The organism is Bacteroides sp. AF25-5LB, assembly GCF_003602965.1.
In the GTDB taxonomy this organism is placed as follows: domain Bacteria; phylum Bacteroidota; class Bacteroidia; order Bacteroidales; family Bacteroidaceae; genus Bacteroides; species Bacteroides uniformis.
Window position 1 is genome coordinate 30788 of sequence record NZ_QTMC01000002.1, and the last position, 16983, is coordinate 47770.

Here is a 16983-nt window from a genome sequence, read left to right on the forward strand (position 1 = left end):
GGAAATAATACATTATTCTATCCACGCAATTTCTCACTTTCCGTAATCCTCCATCCCATCGGCTGCTATCATCCTACCATTTCCCTCTTCATATTCCCGATAAGGTTTCATTTCACCTTTCTTACGCATTCCGTAATTTTCCAGCAATATCCTATTCAGTGCCCATTCAATCCCTTTCAGTGTCATCTCTCGCTCCTTGGGTTTCAACTGGCATTCCCACACCTGCATCACATGCCACCCCATGCAACGCAACTGAATCCGTTCCTTCAAGTCCCTGCGCCGATTCCGTTCAATCTTGTCCTTCCAAAATTCCACATTACTTTTGGGAAGTACAAAGTATTTGCATCCCTCGTGCCCATGCCAGAAACATCCGTTCACGAATATCACCGTACGATACTTGCGGAGTACAATGTCGGGCGTGCCAGGCAACCGCTTCACATTGACACGGAAACGGAAACCACGGGAAAAGAGATAACGGCGAACCACCATCTCCGGTTTCGTGTTCTTGCTGCGGATGCTGCTCATGCAGTGATGCCGTTGCTCGGGAGTCATCTTGTCCATAACACAATCTATAATAGTGTAAAGATACGTTTCTGAATTGCAAATAGCCAAATCTTGCTCACTTTTTCCTTGCATACACCACACTCGGCCCCATCCCATGCCTCATCAGCACCCCTTCTTCTATAAACCTATTCAAATCGACAACCGCCTGCTTATAACTACGTCCTGCCAGCCGTGCATACTGGGAGCGATTGATGCAGGGATACTGCTGCAAATACTCATCCAGCAACTGCCAGCGCTGCTCCACGCCCAACGCCTCATCGGCAGACGAAGCAGGCGCCGATGCCGATTGCGGACAACGCTCCAACTGCATCTTACCTTTCAAATCCTTATAGAACTCCCTGCCCAGACGGAAATTCAACCCACGCAAAGCGATGGAGGCAGCACGAAGCTCTTTCTTGTCCGTCGCCTGGCGGGTACAACTCAAAGAGGGGGTGAAGTAACCCAGTTCGCCCAGCTCCACCGTCCAGCCATTGGCAAGGCAGTCGCGCAACTCGTCCATAAAGCCTGCCATCGCTCCTTCCAGCAGGCTGCGGCTGAGGCCGGTGAAAAGATGTACACGCTCGATAAATTCCTTGCGGTCGATGGTGCCCTTGGGGACAAAGCGGGCATAAAGGGATTGTTGCTCGCCGGTCTGGCGGACGTCGGGTTTCTCGAAAAGGTCGTAATACGCACTCATATATATTCTGTTTTTAATTGGTCCTGCAATTCCGTCATTTCTTCTTCCACGGCATTAAGGAGAAGAAATGCTATTCTTTAATCATTCCACCATGGAGAAAATATCATTCCACCACGGAAGAAAAATCGTTCCACCATGGTAGAACGATTTTTTCCACACGATGGAACGATTTAATAGTAGCATACAAATATACTAATCGAAAGGAGGAAAAACAAGAAAATTCCCATAAAAAACATATCTTTACGCTGGAAATGAAACATATAAAAAATACACACCAAACTCACTTTAGAGTCATGAAGAAAATATATCCCAAAAAATGGTTGGAACTGCATCCGTACAAGCAGACAAACAGCGTTGACCAGTACTACGTCGGCATTGCAAACGAAATCCACAAAAGACTTTACTCTTCAACGATAGCCGACGCCTTCGAAGAAGAGGAAAACATACGCTATACAAGCCTCTGCCTCGCCGCATGGTTTGAGGACGTCATCTCCCAGACCGGCATCTGGCAGGCATTCACTGCCGAGTGCCGGAAGCGATACGGAACCTATCTGCCCTTCTACCCCATCAAAGGCGATTATTTTCCGGATGAAATCAATCTGGAGGACATACGCTTTCTGCTTTGGCACCATATACAATATCTGTGCCGGGGAATAAGCGCCATCAACCCCGAGAATCCCGGAATAGAGCAGACTGCACAAGAGATATACGGACTGCTTGCAGAGGAATACGAAACCGCTCCCGAAAATGAAAGGATGCAGGAATTTCTATACCACTCTGCCATGGGAGAAGAAGACTTCTTCCGCTACCGGGAGATACTGGATTGGTTTCACTACCAATGCTACTTCAACATCGAAAATGTCGCCCAATGCCGGGACGAAGCTGAACGGTTGCTGGATGATGAAAAGATTACTCCCGAAATGGCAGAGACCCTCATATATGCCACACGCACCTCACTGACGTTCAAAGGCCGCCGCAACCTGCTGTCGCTGACCTCACCGGAATGGCTGGCTCTCATCGGAAAAGCCCATCCCGAACATCAGCTTTGGGGCAAGGTGAAGGCACGGGAAAACAGTTGCTATCTGCTGGAGAAAGAAGACGATGAATTTCTGTACGTCAAAGATTTGTGCAGTGAGGACGAAGGCGAATTCAAGATAACCAAGAAGTCCTTGAACCTTTCGGCCATCCGTAGCCGAGAGGTAGGGAAAAGCACCCTTATCTGCGAACTGATTTATTTTGGCAACACATGGTGGCAGTGCGGCATGCTTCTCGAAAACAAGTACGACCAGAAAATGGCAGAATATGTGGACGACTTGACGAAACAGAAAGAAAAGACGAATGAAAAGGCTACATTCCATGATTTCATAAAAGCATCCGGCGGGAAATCTTTTGTATTCTGCCAATCGCAAGAGGAAATCTCTGATTTTCTGCTGAACAAGATGGGATACGGCTTGAAAGAAGACCTGGACATACCACGCATACATACAGAAACCGGAGCCATGCTGATGGCCAACCCGCACACCGGCCTACATATCCAATTCAAGCTGTGCGAATGCATCAAATCTCCGGACAACCCCAATTATAATAAGGAGGAAGCAGAGAAAAACGCCATTATGTTCATCGTCAACCCAGACATTATCCCCTACCAATTGAGTTGCACCCTGCAAGACGAAGGCATGCTTCCGGACGCTTATCTGAACAGTTTGCAAGGAAAAGAATACGGGCAAGAGTTCATACGCAAGAATGCACACTTCCTGACTGATTATTTCCATTATCGGTGTCGGGAGAAGGACTATGATTAGTTGAAAATGGGGGTGAATACCACTTTTGACACATTTCCAACTACCAATTATCATAGTGCTTTCCAGAACTTCTGAAAATCCTTATACCGTCCGTAGCACACTAACTGGTCGCCGGCTTGTATCTGGTCATTTTCCGGCAGTTCGTTCAGTACATTGTGTTCCACATACGAGATGCCCAGGCAATTCTTCAAAGTCTCGGCACGTTTCAAGGCGAGCATCTTCAGGCCAAACTCCTTATCGAGATTCAATTCGTTGGCATAATAGCCAATGAACTTGTCCGGAACAGTGAACTTGACTACATAATAATCCGGTGCCACGCGGAATGTCTCCATATCGGCACCGAATTCCAGCAACTGTACCAGTCCGCGTGCGGCATCCTCCTCGGGAGTAAGAATGCGTTCCAGCTCAAAAGCCTCGAGTACGGAACGGTGGACAGCGTCAATGGCGCGGGCATAGATATGCTGCACCTTCTTCTGCTTCAGCAAAGCCACTACACGGATGGATGCACCGAAATTCTCGCCGATGGCAACAATCACCACATCCACACTGTTCAGCGGCAACACGGACAAGGCCTGCTCGTCCGTCGCATCGATGACAAAGGCTGTAGCAATCTTTTCCTTCAGACTATCTACCCTGCCGGCGCTCACGTCCGCACCTATCACTTCGTGCCCCAGTGTAGAAAGCTCCTCTGCCAGCACGTGACCATAATTCCCTAAACCGATAATAATATACTTCATCTTATTTAATTGATTATAATCTGACCACTCGGATACTGATACTTCGTATGCTTCTTCTGCTTGATGATGCCAAGCATCAGCGTAATCAGTCCCACACGCCCCACAAACATCAGCAGTGCCACCAGCAGCTTGCTGTCGTCTCCCAACCGCGGGGTAAGGTTCAAACTAGACCCCACCGTGCTCAATGCCGACACACACTCGAAGGTAATGGCCAAAAGCGACGTACCCGGCTCCAGCATACTGATGATGAAAACAAACAGCAACAAGACGCCGAACGACATCACCACCGTGGCATTGGAACGACGGATGGAATCGTGTGACAGCTCACGGCCAAACACCTCTACCCGTTCCGTGCCGCGCAACACAGCCACCAGATTCAGCACCACTACCGCAAAGGCATTTACCTTGATACCGCCTGCCGTAGACTGGGAACCACCTCCCACCCACATCAGAAACAGATAAATGAGCAATGTCTGTACCCCCAAGCCGGCCAAGTCCACACTGGTAAAGCCTGCCGTACGGGGACACGTGGCATTGAAAAACGCCTGCGTCCACTTGTCTGCCACCGACATGCCGGCAAAAGCGGCATTCCACTCAAAGACAGCAATGCCCACCGTGCCCAGCACCAACAGCAGGAAGGTGACTATCAGTACAATCTTTGTATTCAGGTTGTACAGATGGTAAAAACGCCTGCCATCCCAATGCCACGTACGCAGGAAGTGCCACAGACGACGCAGATGGTAAAGAATAATATCCTTGAAATTCACCAGGATGGGGAAACCGATACCCCCCAGAATAATCAGCAGAGATATATAGATGAAGAACGGGTTGTGCCCCGTCATCACCAACGGATTGCCCAGATTTCCGGGCAACGTGGAGAATCCCGCATTGCAGAAAGCGGAAATGGCATGAAAAGCGGAAAAAGCCAGCTCTTCCTGAAGGTCCATCCCCATCGTCCCGTGGATGTCTCCCCAGATGGCAAGCATCCCTATTCCTTCAATCACCAGCGTAAAGGCCAGAATATAGACCAGGGTGGAGAACAGGGAATTCAAGGAATTGGAACTCACCATGTCGCGCACCACTAACTGATTGTACAATGAGGTATTACCCATGAAGAACATGGCAAAAAAGCTCGTCAGTGTCATCACTCCCAGACCGCCTATCTGAATCAGCAGAATGATTACCACAAAACCGGTCGGGGTAAAAGTGGACGCCACATCGACAGACGTCAGCCCCGTGACGCACACCGCACTGGTGGATATGAATAGCGAGTCGACCCACGATATGCCGTTCACCGTGCAGCGCGGCAACATCAACAACCCCGTGCCTATCATTATGATTATCAGAAAGCTGGCAGCCAAAATAAGCGAAGGGTTCGTACGCCGCCCCAGCAACCGTACCAGCCCGTTGGAAAGGCTGAAAAAGGAAAACACCAGCAGCAGGACAAGGTGATAGGCCTTGCCATGCAGAAATTCCCAGAACTGCAAGATGGCGCCCTCCTCTTCCGGACGATGGAAAATGACCGGGATAAGGGTCAGATAGAGCAGAATGGTCAGTATCCAGGTGAGCTTACCGAACGTGCGACGGGTATCCTTGTATTCCAGCAAAATGCGCAGAGTGACGTCTGCCAGAAAAACAATCCACACCCCATGATACAAGCGCTGGAGCTGATGCGCCTCGACCTCTGAAATCGTAAAGCCATGCTCATAGACCACGCCGACAATCAGCAGGATGGAGGCCAAATAAGTGATGGAAGTCATTACTCCCACTGTCATCCGTACGTAAGGGTGAATCCATTTATTTTGATACAAAAGGAATTTATGATAAATCTTCATAAATGCATCGATTAATGAAACGCGGCAAACTTAGACAAATATACCTTGATATACAAAAAACAAAAGGAAAAAGAAATTGGTTCAAAAATAATAGCTACATTTGGGCATTGAATTATTAATAATTTTAACCACTATGAGCAACAAAAAGAAAAGATTCATTCTCCCGGAAGAGGAAATTCCACAATACTGGTATAACATACAAGCCGATATGGTGAACAAGCCCATGCCACCGCTTCACCCCGGCACCAAGCAACCGCTGAAAGCAGAAGACTTGTATCCTATCTTTGCCGAGGAACTCTGCCGCCAGGAATTGAATCAGACCGACGCGTGGATTGAAATCCCCGAAGAGGTCCGCGAAATGTACAAATACTACCGCAGCACTCCGCTGGTGCGCGCTTATGGATTGGAGAAAGCACTCGGCACACCGGCACATATCTACTTCAAGAACGAGAGCGTCAGCCCGATGGGCTCGCACAAGCTGAACTCCGCCATCCCGCAGGCGTACTATTGCAAGCAGGAAGGAGTGACCAACGTGACCACCGAGACCGGTGCCGGACAATGGGGAGCTTCCCTGGCATATGCCGCCCGCCTTTTCGGGCTGGAAGCTGCTGTCTATCAAGTGAAAATCAGTTACGAGCAGAAACCCTACCGCCGCAGCATCATGCAGACATTCGGTGCGCAGGTTACCCCGTCTCCCTCCATGTCTACCCGCGCCGGAAAAGATATACTGACCGCCCATCCCAACTATCAGGGCTCGCTGGGAACAGCCATTTCCGAAGCCATAGAGCTGGCACAGACCACTCCCAACTGCAAATATACCCTCGGCTCCGTATTGAGCCACGTGGCCCTGCACCAGACCGTCATCGGACTGGAAGCCGAAAAGCAGATGGAAATGGCGGGTGAATATCCCGACACCGTCATCGCCTGCTTCGGAGGAGGTTCCAATTTTGGCGGTATCGCCTTCCCCTTCATGCGCCACAACATCCTCGAAGGAAAGAAAACACGCTTTGTCGCCGCCGAACCTGCTTCATGTCCGAAGCTGACACGCGGCAAATTCCAATACGACTTCGGCGACGAGGCCGGATACACTCCGTTGCTGCCCATGTTTACACTGGGACACAACTTTGCCCCTGCCAATATCCATGCCGGCGGCCTACGCTATCACGGTGCAGGTGTCATCGTATCACAACTGCTGAAAGACGGTTATATGGAAGCGGTGGACATCAAGCAGCTCGAATCATTCGACGCCGGTTGTCTGTTTGCGCAAGCAGAGGGCATCATCCCCGCCCCCGAGTCCTGCCATGCCATTGCCGCCACCATCCGCGAAGCAAACAAATGCAAGGAAACGGGTGAAGAGAAGGTGATTCTGTTCAACCTTTCCGGTCACGGACTTATCGACATGGCATCCTACGACAAGTATTTGTCCGGCGATTTAGTGAATTACGAGCTGACGGATGCCGACATCCAGAAGAATCTGGACGAGATAGGCAATCTGGCTTAATAGATATTCGCCATACTGACAAGCGGTTCATAGAGTTTCTCTATGTCCTGCGAGTCCATCTCAATCTGTACCTGGTCCCCCGGAATCAAACGAGTTCCTGCGGGGACCAGATTTTTTCCATCTCGATGTACATTGATAATGACGCAACGCTCCGGCAGGGACAGTTCGTCCACCAGTTTCCCGTCCAGATAAGAATCCGTCATAATCTCCACTGAAAGCGTATAGCGTTTCTCTTCTTTAAAATCGGGAGCATGAATCATATCTTCATAGAGGGAGACGTTGGAAGGCTTCATTTGCAGAAGTTCCGTAAAATAGTAGGTCAACCCACCAACAACCACCGAAGGGTAAAAGACCTCGAAATGCCCCGTAATCTCCGTAATCAGCACAATGGCCGTGAGCGGTGTACGGACTACGGCTACCAAAAATGCCGACATGGAAATAAGCATGACATAACTGACATTCTCTTGCCCGATAATGCCATACCTCACTCCCACCAACCCGACAATCTGTCCCAACAACCCTCCCGTAACCAGCGTCGGAATGAAACTGCCGCCCGGCAATCCGGAAGAGACAGAGAAAACGGAAAAGACGAAATGCAGCAACATGACAGCCGTCACCCACATAATCTGCGTACTGCCGTTCTGCGCCTGGGCCAGCAGAAACTGCTCCCCACCTCCGGTCAGATTGACCTGTAGCAGCGAAATGATGTAGGCCACCAGCACCAAATAGAACATCTTGACATACGCCGGAGAACTGACTTTGGCATACACATGCCTGAAAGCATTCATGGTGGAGGAGTAGAACTTCCCGCATACGGAGACAATCACCGCCAATATCAAGAAATACTTCATCTGGACAAAGAAGGCGAAAACCGGTTCCGTTACTTCTATCAGATGGTAAGGATTCACGGGAAAGACCATGCTTGCCACGGCTCCTGCCACAACACCCGCCAGCAAGGTAGTGATGGCCGTCTTAGGGGCATCGAAGCGTTCAATGGATTCTATTACAATGAGCGAGGAAGCCAGTGGCGCTGCAAAAGCCGCAGCGAGCCCCGCTCCCGCCCCGGCTGCCAGCAACTGTTTCTGTTCGCCTTTCAGGATATGGGTCCAGCGGGATACCTGGCTACCCACATAAGAGCCTATCTGCACGGAAGGCCCTTCGCGCCCCAAAGACAGCCCCGCCGAGAAGGACAGAATGCCCCCTACAAACTTGGATACCATCTCGATGAAAGGATGCCGGTAAGTGATGCGCCCGTTAATCACGCCGCGTGTCTGCGGAATACCTCCCCCGCCGATAAGCGGCATTTTCCCCACGAGCCACATGACGAAGACGAGAATGCCCCAAGAAAACAGAAAGAGTGGAATGTGCCAGTACCAGGCCGGATGCGAAGCGAAGAAACCACTGCGGAGGTGGAACAGATAATAGAGAAGATAGTGATAGGGCACAGCGACCAGTCCCGTCAGCAAACCGACGAACATGCTGACGAAATACAACCGGGCATCCACCAGCTTCAACTTCCAGATGTGCCAGCCGCGTACTGTTTTCCAGTTCTTGACCCTCGTCCAAAGACGTTCTGCCTTATCCCATAGTTTCATAACAAAACAACTCCCGTTAACTTGCGCTTTACAACAACAAGCAACGGGAGTTGTTTTATACAGAAACATTATTTACCAAAATCTGTTCTTTGCAGGATTATACTCAAATCCCACGAGCTTCAATTTTCGTACAATGTCCTCTTTCTCTACGTTCATATCCTCGCAGAGCGCGTCCAGCGAAGGATAGAAATCACGCAGTTTCATGTTGATGAAGCTGTACAGCATCACCGGGTCCTCAGGTAATCTCATAGTTACAATCTTTAAATTTAAACTAATACCAGGGGCAAAATTACAATAAAAAAACAAAATAGAGATAATTTTAGTGTAGAATATACAATCTAACCACCGCAAACGATTGAGGGCCATGTTTACGGAGCTTCCGTCTGCTCTATCTTCAGGGACACCTTTTCGATAATCTTTCCAAGCTCCTCTTCCAACGGAATCACATTGAAGTCGCCCCAAAAATCGGCATCATACTTGAAATCGGTTTCAGAGAAGACGGTATGCACCGGCAGCCGTTCCGCACGCGGGAAGCGCGTCACGTTCTCCCCGTCAATCTGGCAGGTCACCATCTCGAACCAGGTATACAGAGTGGGATTACTGAAGAGCATGCGTTTTCTCTTCATCTTGAAGTAAAGGTCGCCACGGATGTGGTGGACATAATAGGTACCGTTCCAGGGTTTGTATGAGACGGTATAGACAAGTTTCTCCGTTGTCAGCCTGATTTTCGGAGCCTGGCGTATCACGAAAAGCCGTGTGGCGGCCTTCACATACCGGGGATGAATCTCGAAGTGGGCACGCAGCAAGGCGCTGTTCTCCGAGTCTATATAGAGTTCTCCGCAGAACAAAGGCTCCTTTACCCCACGTTTCTGCTCAAAATAGACGACGTTGGCAGTACGGTCGTCCACCGATACGATGTCGCCCGAAGTATAGGTATAAAGTTCCTCGCCGGATTCCAGCAAGAGGAAGTCTGGAAGATTCTTCATGATGTCCAACTGCAGACATGCCTCCACCCCGGAGCTGATTTTGGCAAGCACACTGTCCGTCTGCTCCCGGTTATCTATCTTGCTCATCTTGAGCAGTTTCACCTGGTCTTTCTGTCCGGGTTCCATCGTCGGTGATTTGTAGACCTTGAAAACGGCCTCCGTCAGGCTCTGGAACTTATTCTTCAGTTGTACGCCTTCCCGGTAGAAGGTGGTCAGATAGACCGGAGAAGTGGAGCAGTTCCTATCCCGGTGCTCTATCATCTCGCGAAGCAGCTTTTTAGGCTCCACCAAGCGGATAAGCACTTCTTGCAAGGAAATGACTTTCGGCTCAAGGCTCAGGACATTGCTGCGTCCTTCCAAAGCAGAGGCTTCCACCGTTTGCCCCACATAACCCAGATGGGAGAAGGAGAGCATGCAGCGCCTCAACGAGTCGGGCAGATTGAGCCGGAATTCACCGTTCTGGTTGGTAATGTTACCCAGTGAGGTTCCTTGTGCGATGACCGACGCACTGACGACGGGCTCTCCCGTCTCCTTGTCCAGCAGGATTCCGGCAATGGTGGAATATGCCGGTCGGGGCGGCAGGGGTACCGTTTCTTCCATACTCTTCCTTTCTGCCGCCCGTGTTATCAATATATGGTTGCCTAATACCTTCAATTCGAGGTTCCGGCTGCCGGTTATCCTATGAATGGCCTGCCTCACGGAACACTCCTGCTTCCTGACCCTCACCACTGAGTCGTTATGGATGACCTTGCTGTCATAGATAAACAGATAGCCGGACTGCTCCGAGACTTTCCCCAACAGCGCATAAACCGTTCCCTTCATTCCGGGCAGCCGGACGATGCGGTCCAGCACATCGCCTCCGTCCGCTCTTGCACTGCCTGCCAGGAAGAAAATGAAGAGTGAAAAATGGAGAATGAAGCATTTCATTGAATTCATTGTTCCGACAATATCAGTCTATTGCCCTGACGTGTACACTTCAAGTCGAACGTCCAGCATATCAGCTCGGCCACAGACTCCGGGGAGTTATTCGAAAATTCGACCGTCAGCCGCCGTTTGCCCAGGGTTGGCGACGCGGCTTCTATCTGCCAGCCGGCAGACTCCTTATTGATGGCACGCAGCACATCCTCCAGGCACTCGTCCTTGAAACGGATGTTGCTGGTGTAGCGGTCAAAGAGCTCCGGATTCTCCGTCTCGCTGACGAGCAGACTGCCCGCCTGCAAGGTAACCGTTTCTCCCGCCTCTACAAAGACCGTCTGTTCCTCTTGTTTCAGCAGCACCTTCACCTTCCCGCGCTTCACGGACAAGCTGAAGGGGACCCCTTCATTGCTCCTGACATTGAAAGCCGTGCCCAGTACCTCCACACGCACTCTCGCCGTCTCAATCGTAAAAGCCTGCTCGGGTTTCTTTGCCACATCGAAGAAGGCTTCGCCCTGCAGGTTCACTTCCCGCTTGTCTTCCGCAAAATGTTCAGGATACTTCAGCGTGCTTTCCTGCGCCAGATATACCACCGAACCGTCTTCAAGGGTCTTGACCAGTGTGGGCTTCTCCCGGTTTTCCTCCGTCAGCAAGCTACGGCTGTCCCCACCTTGTTCCGGTACGGCCCACCATGCGGCAAAACATACGATTCCGGCAATCACGGCTGCCGCAACGCTCCCCCACTTGAGGTAAAGCCTGCGGTGCATTGCCGGAGCATGTTCCGCATCTGCCGGCAGCAGGCAGTCCGTTTCGAAGCGGGCATAAAGCCGTACCCATGCCTCGTCGGTCCTTGTCTTCTTTTTATCTACTTCCATCATTGTGTCCGGATATAATTATCAATTTCATTTCGTAAGGTTCGGAGTACCTTGGTCATTTCCGCTTCCACCGTCTTGACGGACAACGAAAGCGACAAGGCAATCTCTGCATATTTCTTCCCCTCCATGCGGTGCATCCTGAAAATCTGCTGCCGGCGCCGGGGCTGCTTGTCGAGCGTATGCCGGATGAGGGTCTGGAGTTCCTCGTATTCCAAATGCGCGTGAGGGTCGGACGAATAGCCCGGCCCGGACTCCGTACGGACAGATGCCCGATAGCGCTCCTTGACCTCCTGATGCTCACAAAACTGCACGGCTTCATTCCTCACAGAACGGTAGAGATAGCTCTTCACGGACTGGAATACTTGTAACCGCTCCCGATTCTTCCACAGCACGTAGAACAGCTCCTCCACAATTTCCTCGGCAGACGCCGTATCACCCGTGATGCCCGCAGCATACCAGCAAAGAGGGGAATAATACCGGCGGAAGATTCCTTCGAACGCCTTTATATCGCCCTCCTTTATTCTGGCCAGTATCATCAGTTCGTCCAGCATACACGGTGTTTTTTCTCGGTTGCTCCAAATATAAGGAAAACTATCAGATAATCAATTGGATTGTTTCCGCAATTTGCTGACTGCATTCTCCAGGGATTCCGTAGGTTCTATGATATTGTAGTTCCTCCAGAAGTCTTCGTTCCAGTACTCATCCACCAGGTCGTAGAATACCTGCTTCCGTTTGAAGGTGTTCTTGTTGGAGATGCCGGAGAGAGGGCTTTCCGTCCTGTCGGTCACCACCATTTCAGAGAAAGCGGTGTAGCTGGAGGAGAACAGCCTTTTTTTCCAGTCGCATTTAAAGCGGATGACATTCCGTATATAGTTCAGGTAAGTCTTGGCCCCCTGCTGCTTGTAGGTCACCAGATAGGTGACTTCCTGCGGGCGGAACCGTAAGCCGACGGGCTTCTTATGCAGAATGGCCTCCACTGCCTTCACCCGATTTGCCATGTCCAGGCCAAACTCGGCACGTGTAAAGGAAAGCCGTTCGTAGTCTATATACAGTTTCCCGATGAACAAGGCATACATCAGGCTGACCCGCGGACGGAAGCTGACCACATACTGCATGCGGTTATCCAAATTGACGGGGTCCTCCATACGGAATTCATAATAGTCCAGATTGTCCGTGCTCAACAGCGCATCGCCATTCTTCACAATGTCCAGATAAAGGGACAAATTGGGACCTCCCACCACTTTCACAGCCAGCGTGTCACTCTGCTTTTGGCTCAGCAGGCGGCGGCCTTTCAGCAGCTGCACCTTGTCGCGGTCTACATCGCGGGAGTTATAATCCGTCTTATAGACATCCATCACTGCCTCGGACACGCTGATATAGCGGCGGCGCTTCTGCACGGTTTCCCGATAGAAGGCGGTCAGCATGTTGTCATTGCCAGAATAGTTTACTGGAATTTTCTTGATGGCCTCTTCCACTATAACGCGGGGATTATTGCCATAGACCACAATCTCGCTCAAAAGATTGGGAGCCGGTATCATCCAGATGGTCAGCCCGCCCGTTTTTTCAAGTTCTTCCAGAGAGAGGTGTGTAGTGAGATAGCCGATATGGGAGACTTCCAGTCCACGGAAAGCTTCCGCTTCCGCTACTTTCAAGGAGAATGTGCCGTCGGCATTGGTCACCGTTCCGATATTGTTGCCGACAACAGAGACGTTCACGTTTTCGAGTTTCTTCCTGCTGTCCTTATTCTTGACCGTACCGGTGATGACGAGCTCGTTCACTGCCGCGTCCTGCGCCATCAACGGGGTGATACCCGAAGATAAGAATGCAAACAAACACCCAAGTGTAAATCCTACAAAGTTTTTCATAAGGCATGTTTTTAAGGGGTTTCTATTAATAAGAGCGGTGAGAAAGATAAAACCCTATGGAATGGAGAGAAAAACACCAAAAAAGTAGTACGTTGATAATCAGAGAGAAATTTTGCCAAGACATTGCCATAGGTTTGGCAAAACTTTGCCATGCCTATGGCAAAAGTTTGCCAACGCGGTGGCAAAGTCTTGCCAATAGTAAGGCAAAACCTTGTCAAACTGTTGGCAATAGCTTAGTTGAATTGTTGGGGCTTCCGCTGGCTCAGAATAACGTAGATGATGACCGGCGCACCGATAATGGGCGTGACGGCATTCAAGGGGATAATACCCGCTTCGCCGGGCAAGACGCAAATCAAGTTGCAAAGCAGTGCCACTGCACCGCCACTCAAGATGGTGACCGGCAATAGGGAATTGTGATTGGCTGTCCCCAATATCATGCGGGCCACATGCGGCACGGCCAGGCCGATAAAGGCGACCGGACCACAGAAAGCGGTGGTGACAGCCGTCAAGAGCCCGGTGATAATCAAAAGCCAGTTGCGCACACGGCGGATATTGACACCTAGATTTTCGGCATAGCGCTCTCCCAGCAACAAGGCGTTCAGGGGCTTTATCAACAATAATGAGCCGAACAGTCCCACAATGGTGACCAGCGCAAAGGCCGGCATCTGCTGTAGGGAAACTCCACCGAAGTTGCCCAGCCCCCATATCATATAGGACTGCACCCCCTCTGCCGTAGCAAAGAAGTTCAGCAGGGCAATGGCCGAAGAAGCGATGTAGCCTATCATGATACCCGTTATCAGCAGCATGACATTGCTCTTTATCAGCGTGGAAAAGAAAAGGATAAGTGCCATAATCAGCATGGCTCCGATAAATGCGCCAAGCAGTACGGAGAAGAAGCCGGACAGACTGAACACCCCTGCCGTGATGCTGCCGCCAAACAGCAGCATGACGAAGGCCACTCCCAGACTTGCCCCGGCGTTGATGCCCAGAATGGATGGTCCTGCCAGCGGATTCTTGAAAGCCGTCTGCAACATCAGTCCGCAGACAGCCAATGCGCCACCGCAAAGCAGCGCCGTCAGCGCTTGGGGCAAACGGGATTCCCAAAGGATGAAGCTCCAGCTTGCCTTCTCCCCCTCTCCACCGAGCAGGATACGGAAAACATCGGCAGGCGGAATCGAAACCGACCCCACCAGCAGATTGCCCGCAAAAAGCAATAAGATTACTACTCCCAGCCCGATACCATATTTCCAGCCTTTACTCATAGTTACATTATTTAGCACACAGAGACACGGAGGCACAGAGTTTTCTATTACTTTCACAAAAGTTCCGTATCTCTGTGTTCATCACTCCTTCAGTCTGCAAAAATAGCGCAAACCTCCCAAATCTCCTATTTCGGGATGCAGAATCTGTATTAGGTCGGATAACAAATAATCGGGACGGAACGGAGTCTCCTCGTAGAAAGGAACTTTCGCCGTATTACAACCATAGACATTCCGGGTCTTGAAAGCCTTAAAACCGGTGTAGCCGATATAATCCGCCTCCAAATCAGCGTAGGTCATATCGCGGTCACGGTTGTACTTCACCAACCAGACGTCGGCATCGCCCGCCTTGTCGAAAACGGTCTCGAAAGCCAGAGGAACAGAACCGCTGTGGGTATCGTCGGCAAAGGCGTAACGCCCGCAAGCATCCTGAAAAAGCCTTCCTATAGTGCTACGCCCTCCCGGAGCGTACCATGCCGAACCACTTTTCATCTCGCTGACAATGGACAGTGAGGTAGAGGAAAGCTTTGCACGCATCTTGAGGCGCCGGTAGCAGCTATCCACCTCGGCAAACAGACTGTCGGCTTGTGGCGCAGCCCCGAAGAGCAGCCCGTAAAAACACATCCATTCGGCACGGCCCAAAGCGGAAGTTTCCATGTAGTCGGCACATTCGATGATGGGAATATCCAGTTTCTCGATACGGCCATAACCACCACTGTTCTCGAACGGAGATAGAAGAATGGCATCGGGATGCAGGTCGATGATACGTTCCATATCGGGATTCATACCATCGCCGCAATCGACAATGATACCCCGACGGCAAGCCTCGTGCACGGCCGGCAGCTTAATGTACTTCAAGTCGCAAACGCCGCCGATACTACTGAAAACTCCCAGATTATCCATCAACCCGCAATGTACGGAAGAGTAAATGACCGATTTGGAGAGCGGTGTACGCACCACGGTACCTTCCGGAAGATGTGCCGGGAGTTCACGGTCTTTAGGAACCAGGATATAGGTATGCAGCGTGTGCAACGTATCCCAGGGATTGCGCAGGGTGGCAAGGGTATAGTCGGGATAGGACACTAAGGTAAGGTTTTCCGCATAACGTAAGGGAATGGTGTCACCGTCGGGCAAAGCAGAGGCAGTCTTGCCCCTTCCCCCGCAGGAGAAAAGAAGCAAGACTGCGAGTATGCAGATAAGAAAGCTGTTCCTTTTCATCGACATTAATTAAAGAAAACAGCGGAATTAGGATTGACACCTCCTGCATCGAACTTCTCTATGAACGTACCGTCTTTCTTGAAACGGTAGATGGTACCGTTCGTAATGAAATCGGAAGTACTGATATAAATATCACCGTTATTGTCGTTTATTGTCAACATATGCAATGTACTCGATACAAGTTCAGCAGGAGCATCTTTTAGGAAAGAAGCATTATTCATCTGTCCAGTCTTGATGTTGTAAGTAAAGAAAGTGTTGACAGTTGTAACCGGTTTAGTACTCCAGTCCGTCATTGAATTCACCAGATACAATATATCATTATTGGCAGCCATATAAGTGGCATTGCCTATCTTGGTAACCTTGTTGCCTTTGGCCGGCTCAATCATCTGCAGCACATAGCCCTCTGCAGAAGAATAATCATCAGAAATGAGGAACACTTTGTCGTCCTCTTCCAGCATTTGTGTATTGGGATTGGAAGCCACTATCAATGTTTCCTTTAGTGTGAATGTTCGCAAGTCTATCACTTTAACATCATTGTGATAAGTATAGTCAGCAGTACAACTATTCGAAACATAAAGCATGTCCTCACAGATTGCCACACCTTCCAGATTGTCACCAAGTCCGGTCAATTTATCCACTACCTCCAACGTTGTCGCATTGATTTTAGCCACTGCTCCTCCCCAAAAGGAAGCATAGATATACCCATCCTCAGCATCTATATAGCGAATACCAGCACTGAGGTCGTTGTCGCCTACGAACGAAACACGTTTCAACTCCACACCTGCAGCATTCAGCTTGGTCAGATAATTAGAGCCATAAACGGCTATATATATTTCATCTTCATACTCAATCATGCTCTGACCAAGGTCACCCAACTTGGCATTGTTTTGGGTCTTGTAGATATCACTGATAAAATCCGCATCCTTATTGGGTGCATAAAAGGCAAGTCCTGCATTGTTGGCCCCTTGAGAGCCTTCGTTCAGAATATAGACACGCGTCTGCGGCAGTGTCACCTTCGACCCGTCATCATCCAGAGAATCATCGTCGTCATCACTACAAGATACCAAAGAGGCACCCAAAGCAAGCATGCAGAGCATACCGAATAATAAACTTCTTACTTTCATAATCACTGTTGTTATTGGTTATAATTAGTTT

General features: G+C 50.1%; 15 protein-coding genes. 2 read left to right on the forward strand and 13 right to left on the reverse strand.

The annotated features are described in order from the left end of the window. Positions 1-33: 33 nt before the first annotated feature. Positions 34-561: a very short patch repair endonuclease gene (locus tag DWY57_RS02315; RefSeq protein WP_087331935.1), complete on the reverse strand. Its 528-nt coding sequence runs from the start codon at positions 559-561 to the stop codon at positions 34-36. A 58-nt stretch (positions 562-619) separates the two neighbouring features. Continuing rightward, complete coding sequence (locus DWY57_RS02320) at positions 620-1240, reverse strand: DsbA family protein (RefSeq protein WP_057089726.1); 621 nt, start codon at positions 1238-1240, stop codon at positions 620-622. 293 nt (positions 1241-1533) lie between these two features. Between DWY57_RS02320 and DWY57_RS02325 the strand changes: the two genes are divergently transcribed. Then, positions 1534-3042, forward strand: a complete 1509-nt coding sequence (locus tag DWY57_RS02325) for a DUF3843 family protein (protein ID WP_243634634.1) — start codon at positions 1534-1536, stop codon at positions 3040-3042. 50 nt (positions 3043-3092) lie between these two features. Here DWY57_RS02325 and DWY57_RS02330 read toward each other — a convergent pair whose 3' ends face one another. After that, positions 3093-3779 (reverse strand): TrkA family potassium uptake protein, encoded by a 687-nt coding sequence (locus DWY57_RS02330; protein WP_119961289.1) that lies wholly within the window; start codon positions 3777-3779, stop codon positions 3093-3095. 5 nt (positions 3780-3784) lie between these two features. Next, positions 3785-5614 (reverse strand): potassium transporter TrkG, encoded by a 1830-nt coding sequence (locus DWY57_RS02335; protein ID WP_119961290.1) that lies wholly within the window; start codon positions 5612-5614, stop codon positions 3785-3787. Between the two features lie 133 nt (positions 5615-5747). Here DWY57_RS02335 and DWY57_RS02340 point away from each other — a divergent pair, with 133 nt between their 5' ends. Next, positions 5748-7115, forward strand: a complete 1368-nt coding sequence (locus DWY57_RS02340; protein WP_117600403.1) for a TrpB-like pyridoxal phosphate-dependent enzyme — start codon at positions 5748-5750, stop codon at positions 7113-7115. On the opposite strand, the gene DWY57_RS02345 is transcribed toward DWY57_RS02340, so the two are convergent. The 9 genes from DWY57_RS02345 to DWY57_RS02385 all read right to left on the reverse strand — a co-directional run bounded on the left by DWY57_RS02345 (position 7112) and on the right by DWY57_RS02385 (position 16952). After that, positions 7112-8710, reverse strand: a complete 1599-nt coding sequence (locus DWY57_RS02345) for a ClC family H(+)/Cl(-) exchange transporter (protein ID WP_119961291.1) — start codon at positions 8708-8710, stop codon at positions 7112-7114. The two genes, DWY57_RS02340 and DWY57_RS02345, sit on opposite strands and share 4 nt — an antisense overlap. A gap of 72 nt (positions 8711-8782) precedes the next feature. After that, the gene (locus DWY57_RS02350; RefSeq protein ID WP_005832662.1) at positions 8783-8959 is read right to left on the reverse strand and encodes a DUF4250 domain-containing protein; all 177 of its coding nucleotides are present in this window, start codon (positions 8957-8959) and stop codon (positions 8783-8785) included. Between the two features lie 119 nt (positions 8960-9078). Beyond that, the gene (locus DWY57_RS02355) at positions 9079-10632 is read right to left on the reverse strand and encodes a carboxypeptidase-like regulatory domain-containing protein (protein WP_119961292.1); all 1554 of its coding nucleotides are present in this window, start codon (positions 10630-10632) and stop codon (positions 9079-9081) included. After that, positions 10629-11489: a FecR domain-containing protein gene (locus DWY57_RS02360; protein ID WP_119961293.1), complete on the reverse strand. Its 861-nt coding sequence runs from the start codon at positions 11487-11489 to the stop codon at positions 10629-10631. Before DWY57_RS02360 ends, DWY57_RS02355 begins: the two co-directional genes overlap by 4 nt. Beyond that, positions 11486-12037 carry an RNA polymerase sigma-70 factor gene (locus DWY57_RS02365; protein WP_009038152.1) on the reverse strand — a complete coding sequence of 184 codons (552 nt, stop codon included), beginning with the start codon at positions 12035-12037 and terminating at the stop codon, positions 11486-11488. The genes DWY57_RS02360 and DWY57_RS02365 overlap by 4 nt, the downstream gene beginning before the upstream one ends. A 51-nt stretch (positions 12038-12088) precedes the next feature. Next, positions 12089-13351, reverse strand: coding sequence for a carboxypeptidase-like regulatory domain-containing protein (locus tag DWY57_RS02370; RefSeq protein ID WP_044468135.1), 1263 nt, complete (start codon positions 13349-13351; stop codon positions 12089-12091). Between the two features lie 233 nt (positions 13352-13584). After that, complete coding sequence (locus DWY57_RS02375) at positions 13585-14613, reverse strand: iron ABC transporter permease (RefSeq protein WP_016272786.1); 1029 nt, start codon at positions 14611-14613, stop codon at positions 13585-13587. An 81-nt stretch (positions 14614-14694) separates the two neighbouring features. Further along, the gene (locus DWY57_RS02380) at positions 14695-15828 is read right to left on the reverse strand and encodes an ABC transporter substrate-binding protein (protein ID WP_044468140.1); all 1134 of its coding nucleotides are present in this window, start codon (positions 15826-15828) and stop codon (positions 14695-14697) included. A gap of 5 nt (positions 15829-15833) precedes the next feature. Then, positions 15834-16952 (reverse strand): DUF5074 domain-containing protein, encoded by a 1119-nt coding sequence (locus tag DWY57_RS02385; protein WP_117600407.1) that lies wholly within the window; start codon positions 16950-16952, stop codon positions 15834-15836. Positions 16953-16983 lie beyond the last annotated feature (31 nt).

Bases quoted from the DNA above. Each gene is read 5' to 3' on its own strand.
- DWY57_RS02315 (WP_087331935.1), bottom strand. From the start codon at position 561: ATGGACAAGATGACTCCCGAGCAACGGCATCACTGCATGAGCAGCATC.
- DWY57_RS02355 (WP_119961292.1), bottom strand. From the start codon at position 10,632: ATGAATTCAATGAAATGCTTCATTCTCCATTTTTCACTCTTCATTTTC.
- DWY57_RS02380 (WP_044468140.1), bottom strand. From the start codon at position 15,828: ATGAAAAGGAACAGCTTTCTTATCTGCATACTCGCAGTCTTGCTTCTT.
- DWY57_RS02360 (WP_119961293.1), bottom strand. From the start codon at position 11,489: ATGATGGAAGTAGATAAAAAGAAGACAAGGACCGACGAGGCATGGGTA.
- DWY57_RS02385 (WP_117600407.1), bottom strand. From the start codon at position 16,952: ATGAAAGTAAGAAGTTTATTATTCGGTATGCTCTGCATGCTTGCTTTG.
- DWY57_RS02330 (WP_119961289.1), bottom strand. From the start codon at position 3,779: ATGAAGTATATTATTATCGGTTTAGGGAATTATGGTCACGTGCTGGCA.
- DWY57_RS02340 (WP_117600403.1), top strand. From the start codon at position 5,748: ATGAGCAACAAAAAGAAAAGATTCATTCTCCCGGAAGAGGAAATTCCA.
- DWY57_RS02350 (WP_005832662.1), bottom strand. From the start codon at position 8,959: ATGAGATTACCTGAGGACCCGGTGATGCTGTACAGCTTCATCAACATG.
- DWY57_RS02335 (WP_119961290.1), bottom strand. From the start codon at position 5,614: ATGAAGATTTATCATAAATTCCTTTTGTATCAAAATAAATGGATTCAC.
- DWY57_RS02375 (WP_016272786.1), bottom strand. From the start codon at position 14,613: ATGAGTAAAGGCTGGAAATATGGTATCGGGCTGGGAGTAGTAATCTTA.
- DWY57_RS02345 (WP_119961291.1), bottom strand. From the start codon at position 8,710: ATGAAACTATGGGATAAGGCAGAACGTCTTTGGACGAGGGTCAAGAAC.
- DWY57_RS02370 (WP_044468135.1), bottom strand. From the start codon at position 13,351: ATGAAAAACTTTGTAGGATTTACACTTGGGTGTTTGTTTGCATTCTTA.
- DWY57_RS02365 (WP_009038152.1), bottom strand. From the start codon at position 12,037: ATGCTGGACGAACTGATGATACTGGCCAGAATAAAGGAGGGCGATATA.
- DWY57_RS02320 (WP_057089726.1), bottom strand. From the start codon at position 1,240: ATGAGTGCGTATTACGACCTTTTCGAGAAACCCGACGTCCGCCAGACC.
- DWY57_RS02325 (WP_243634634.1), top strand. From the start codon at position 1,534: ATGAAGAAAATATATCCCAAAAAATGGTTGGAACTGCATCCGTACAAG.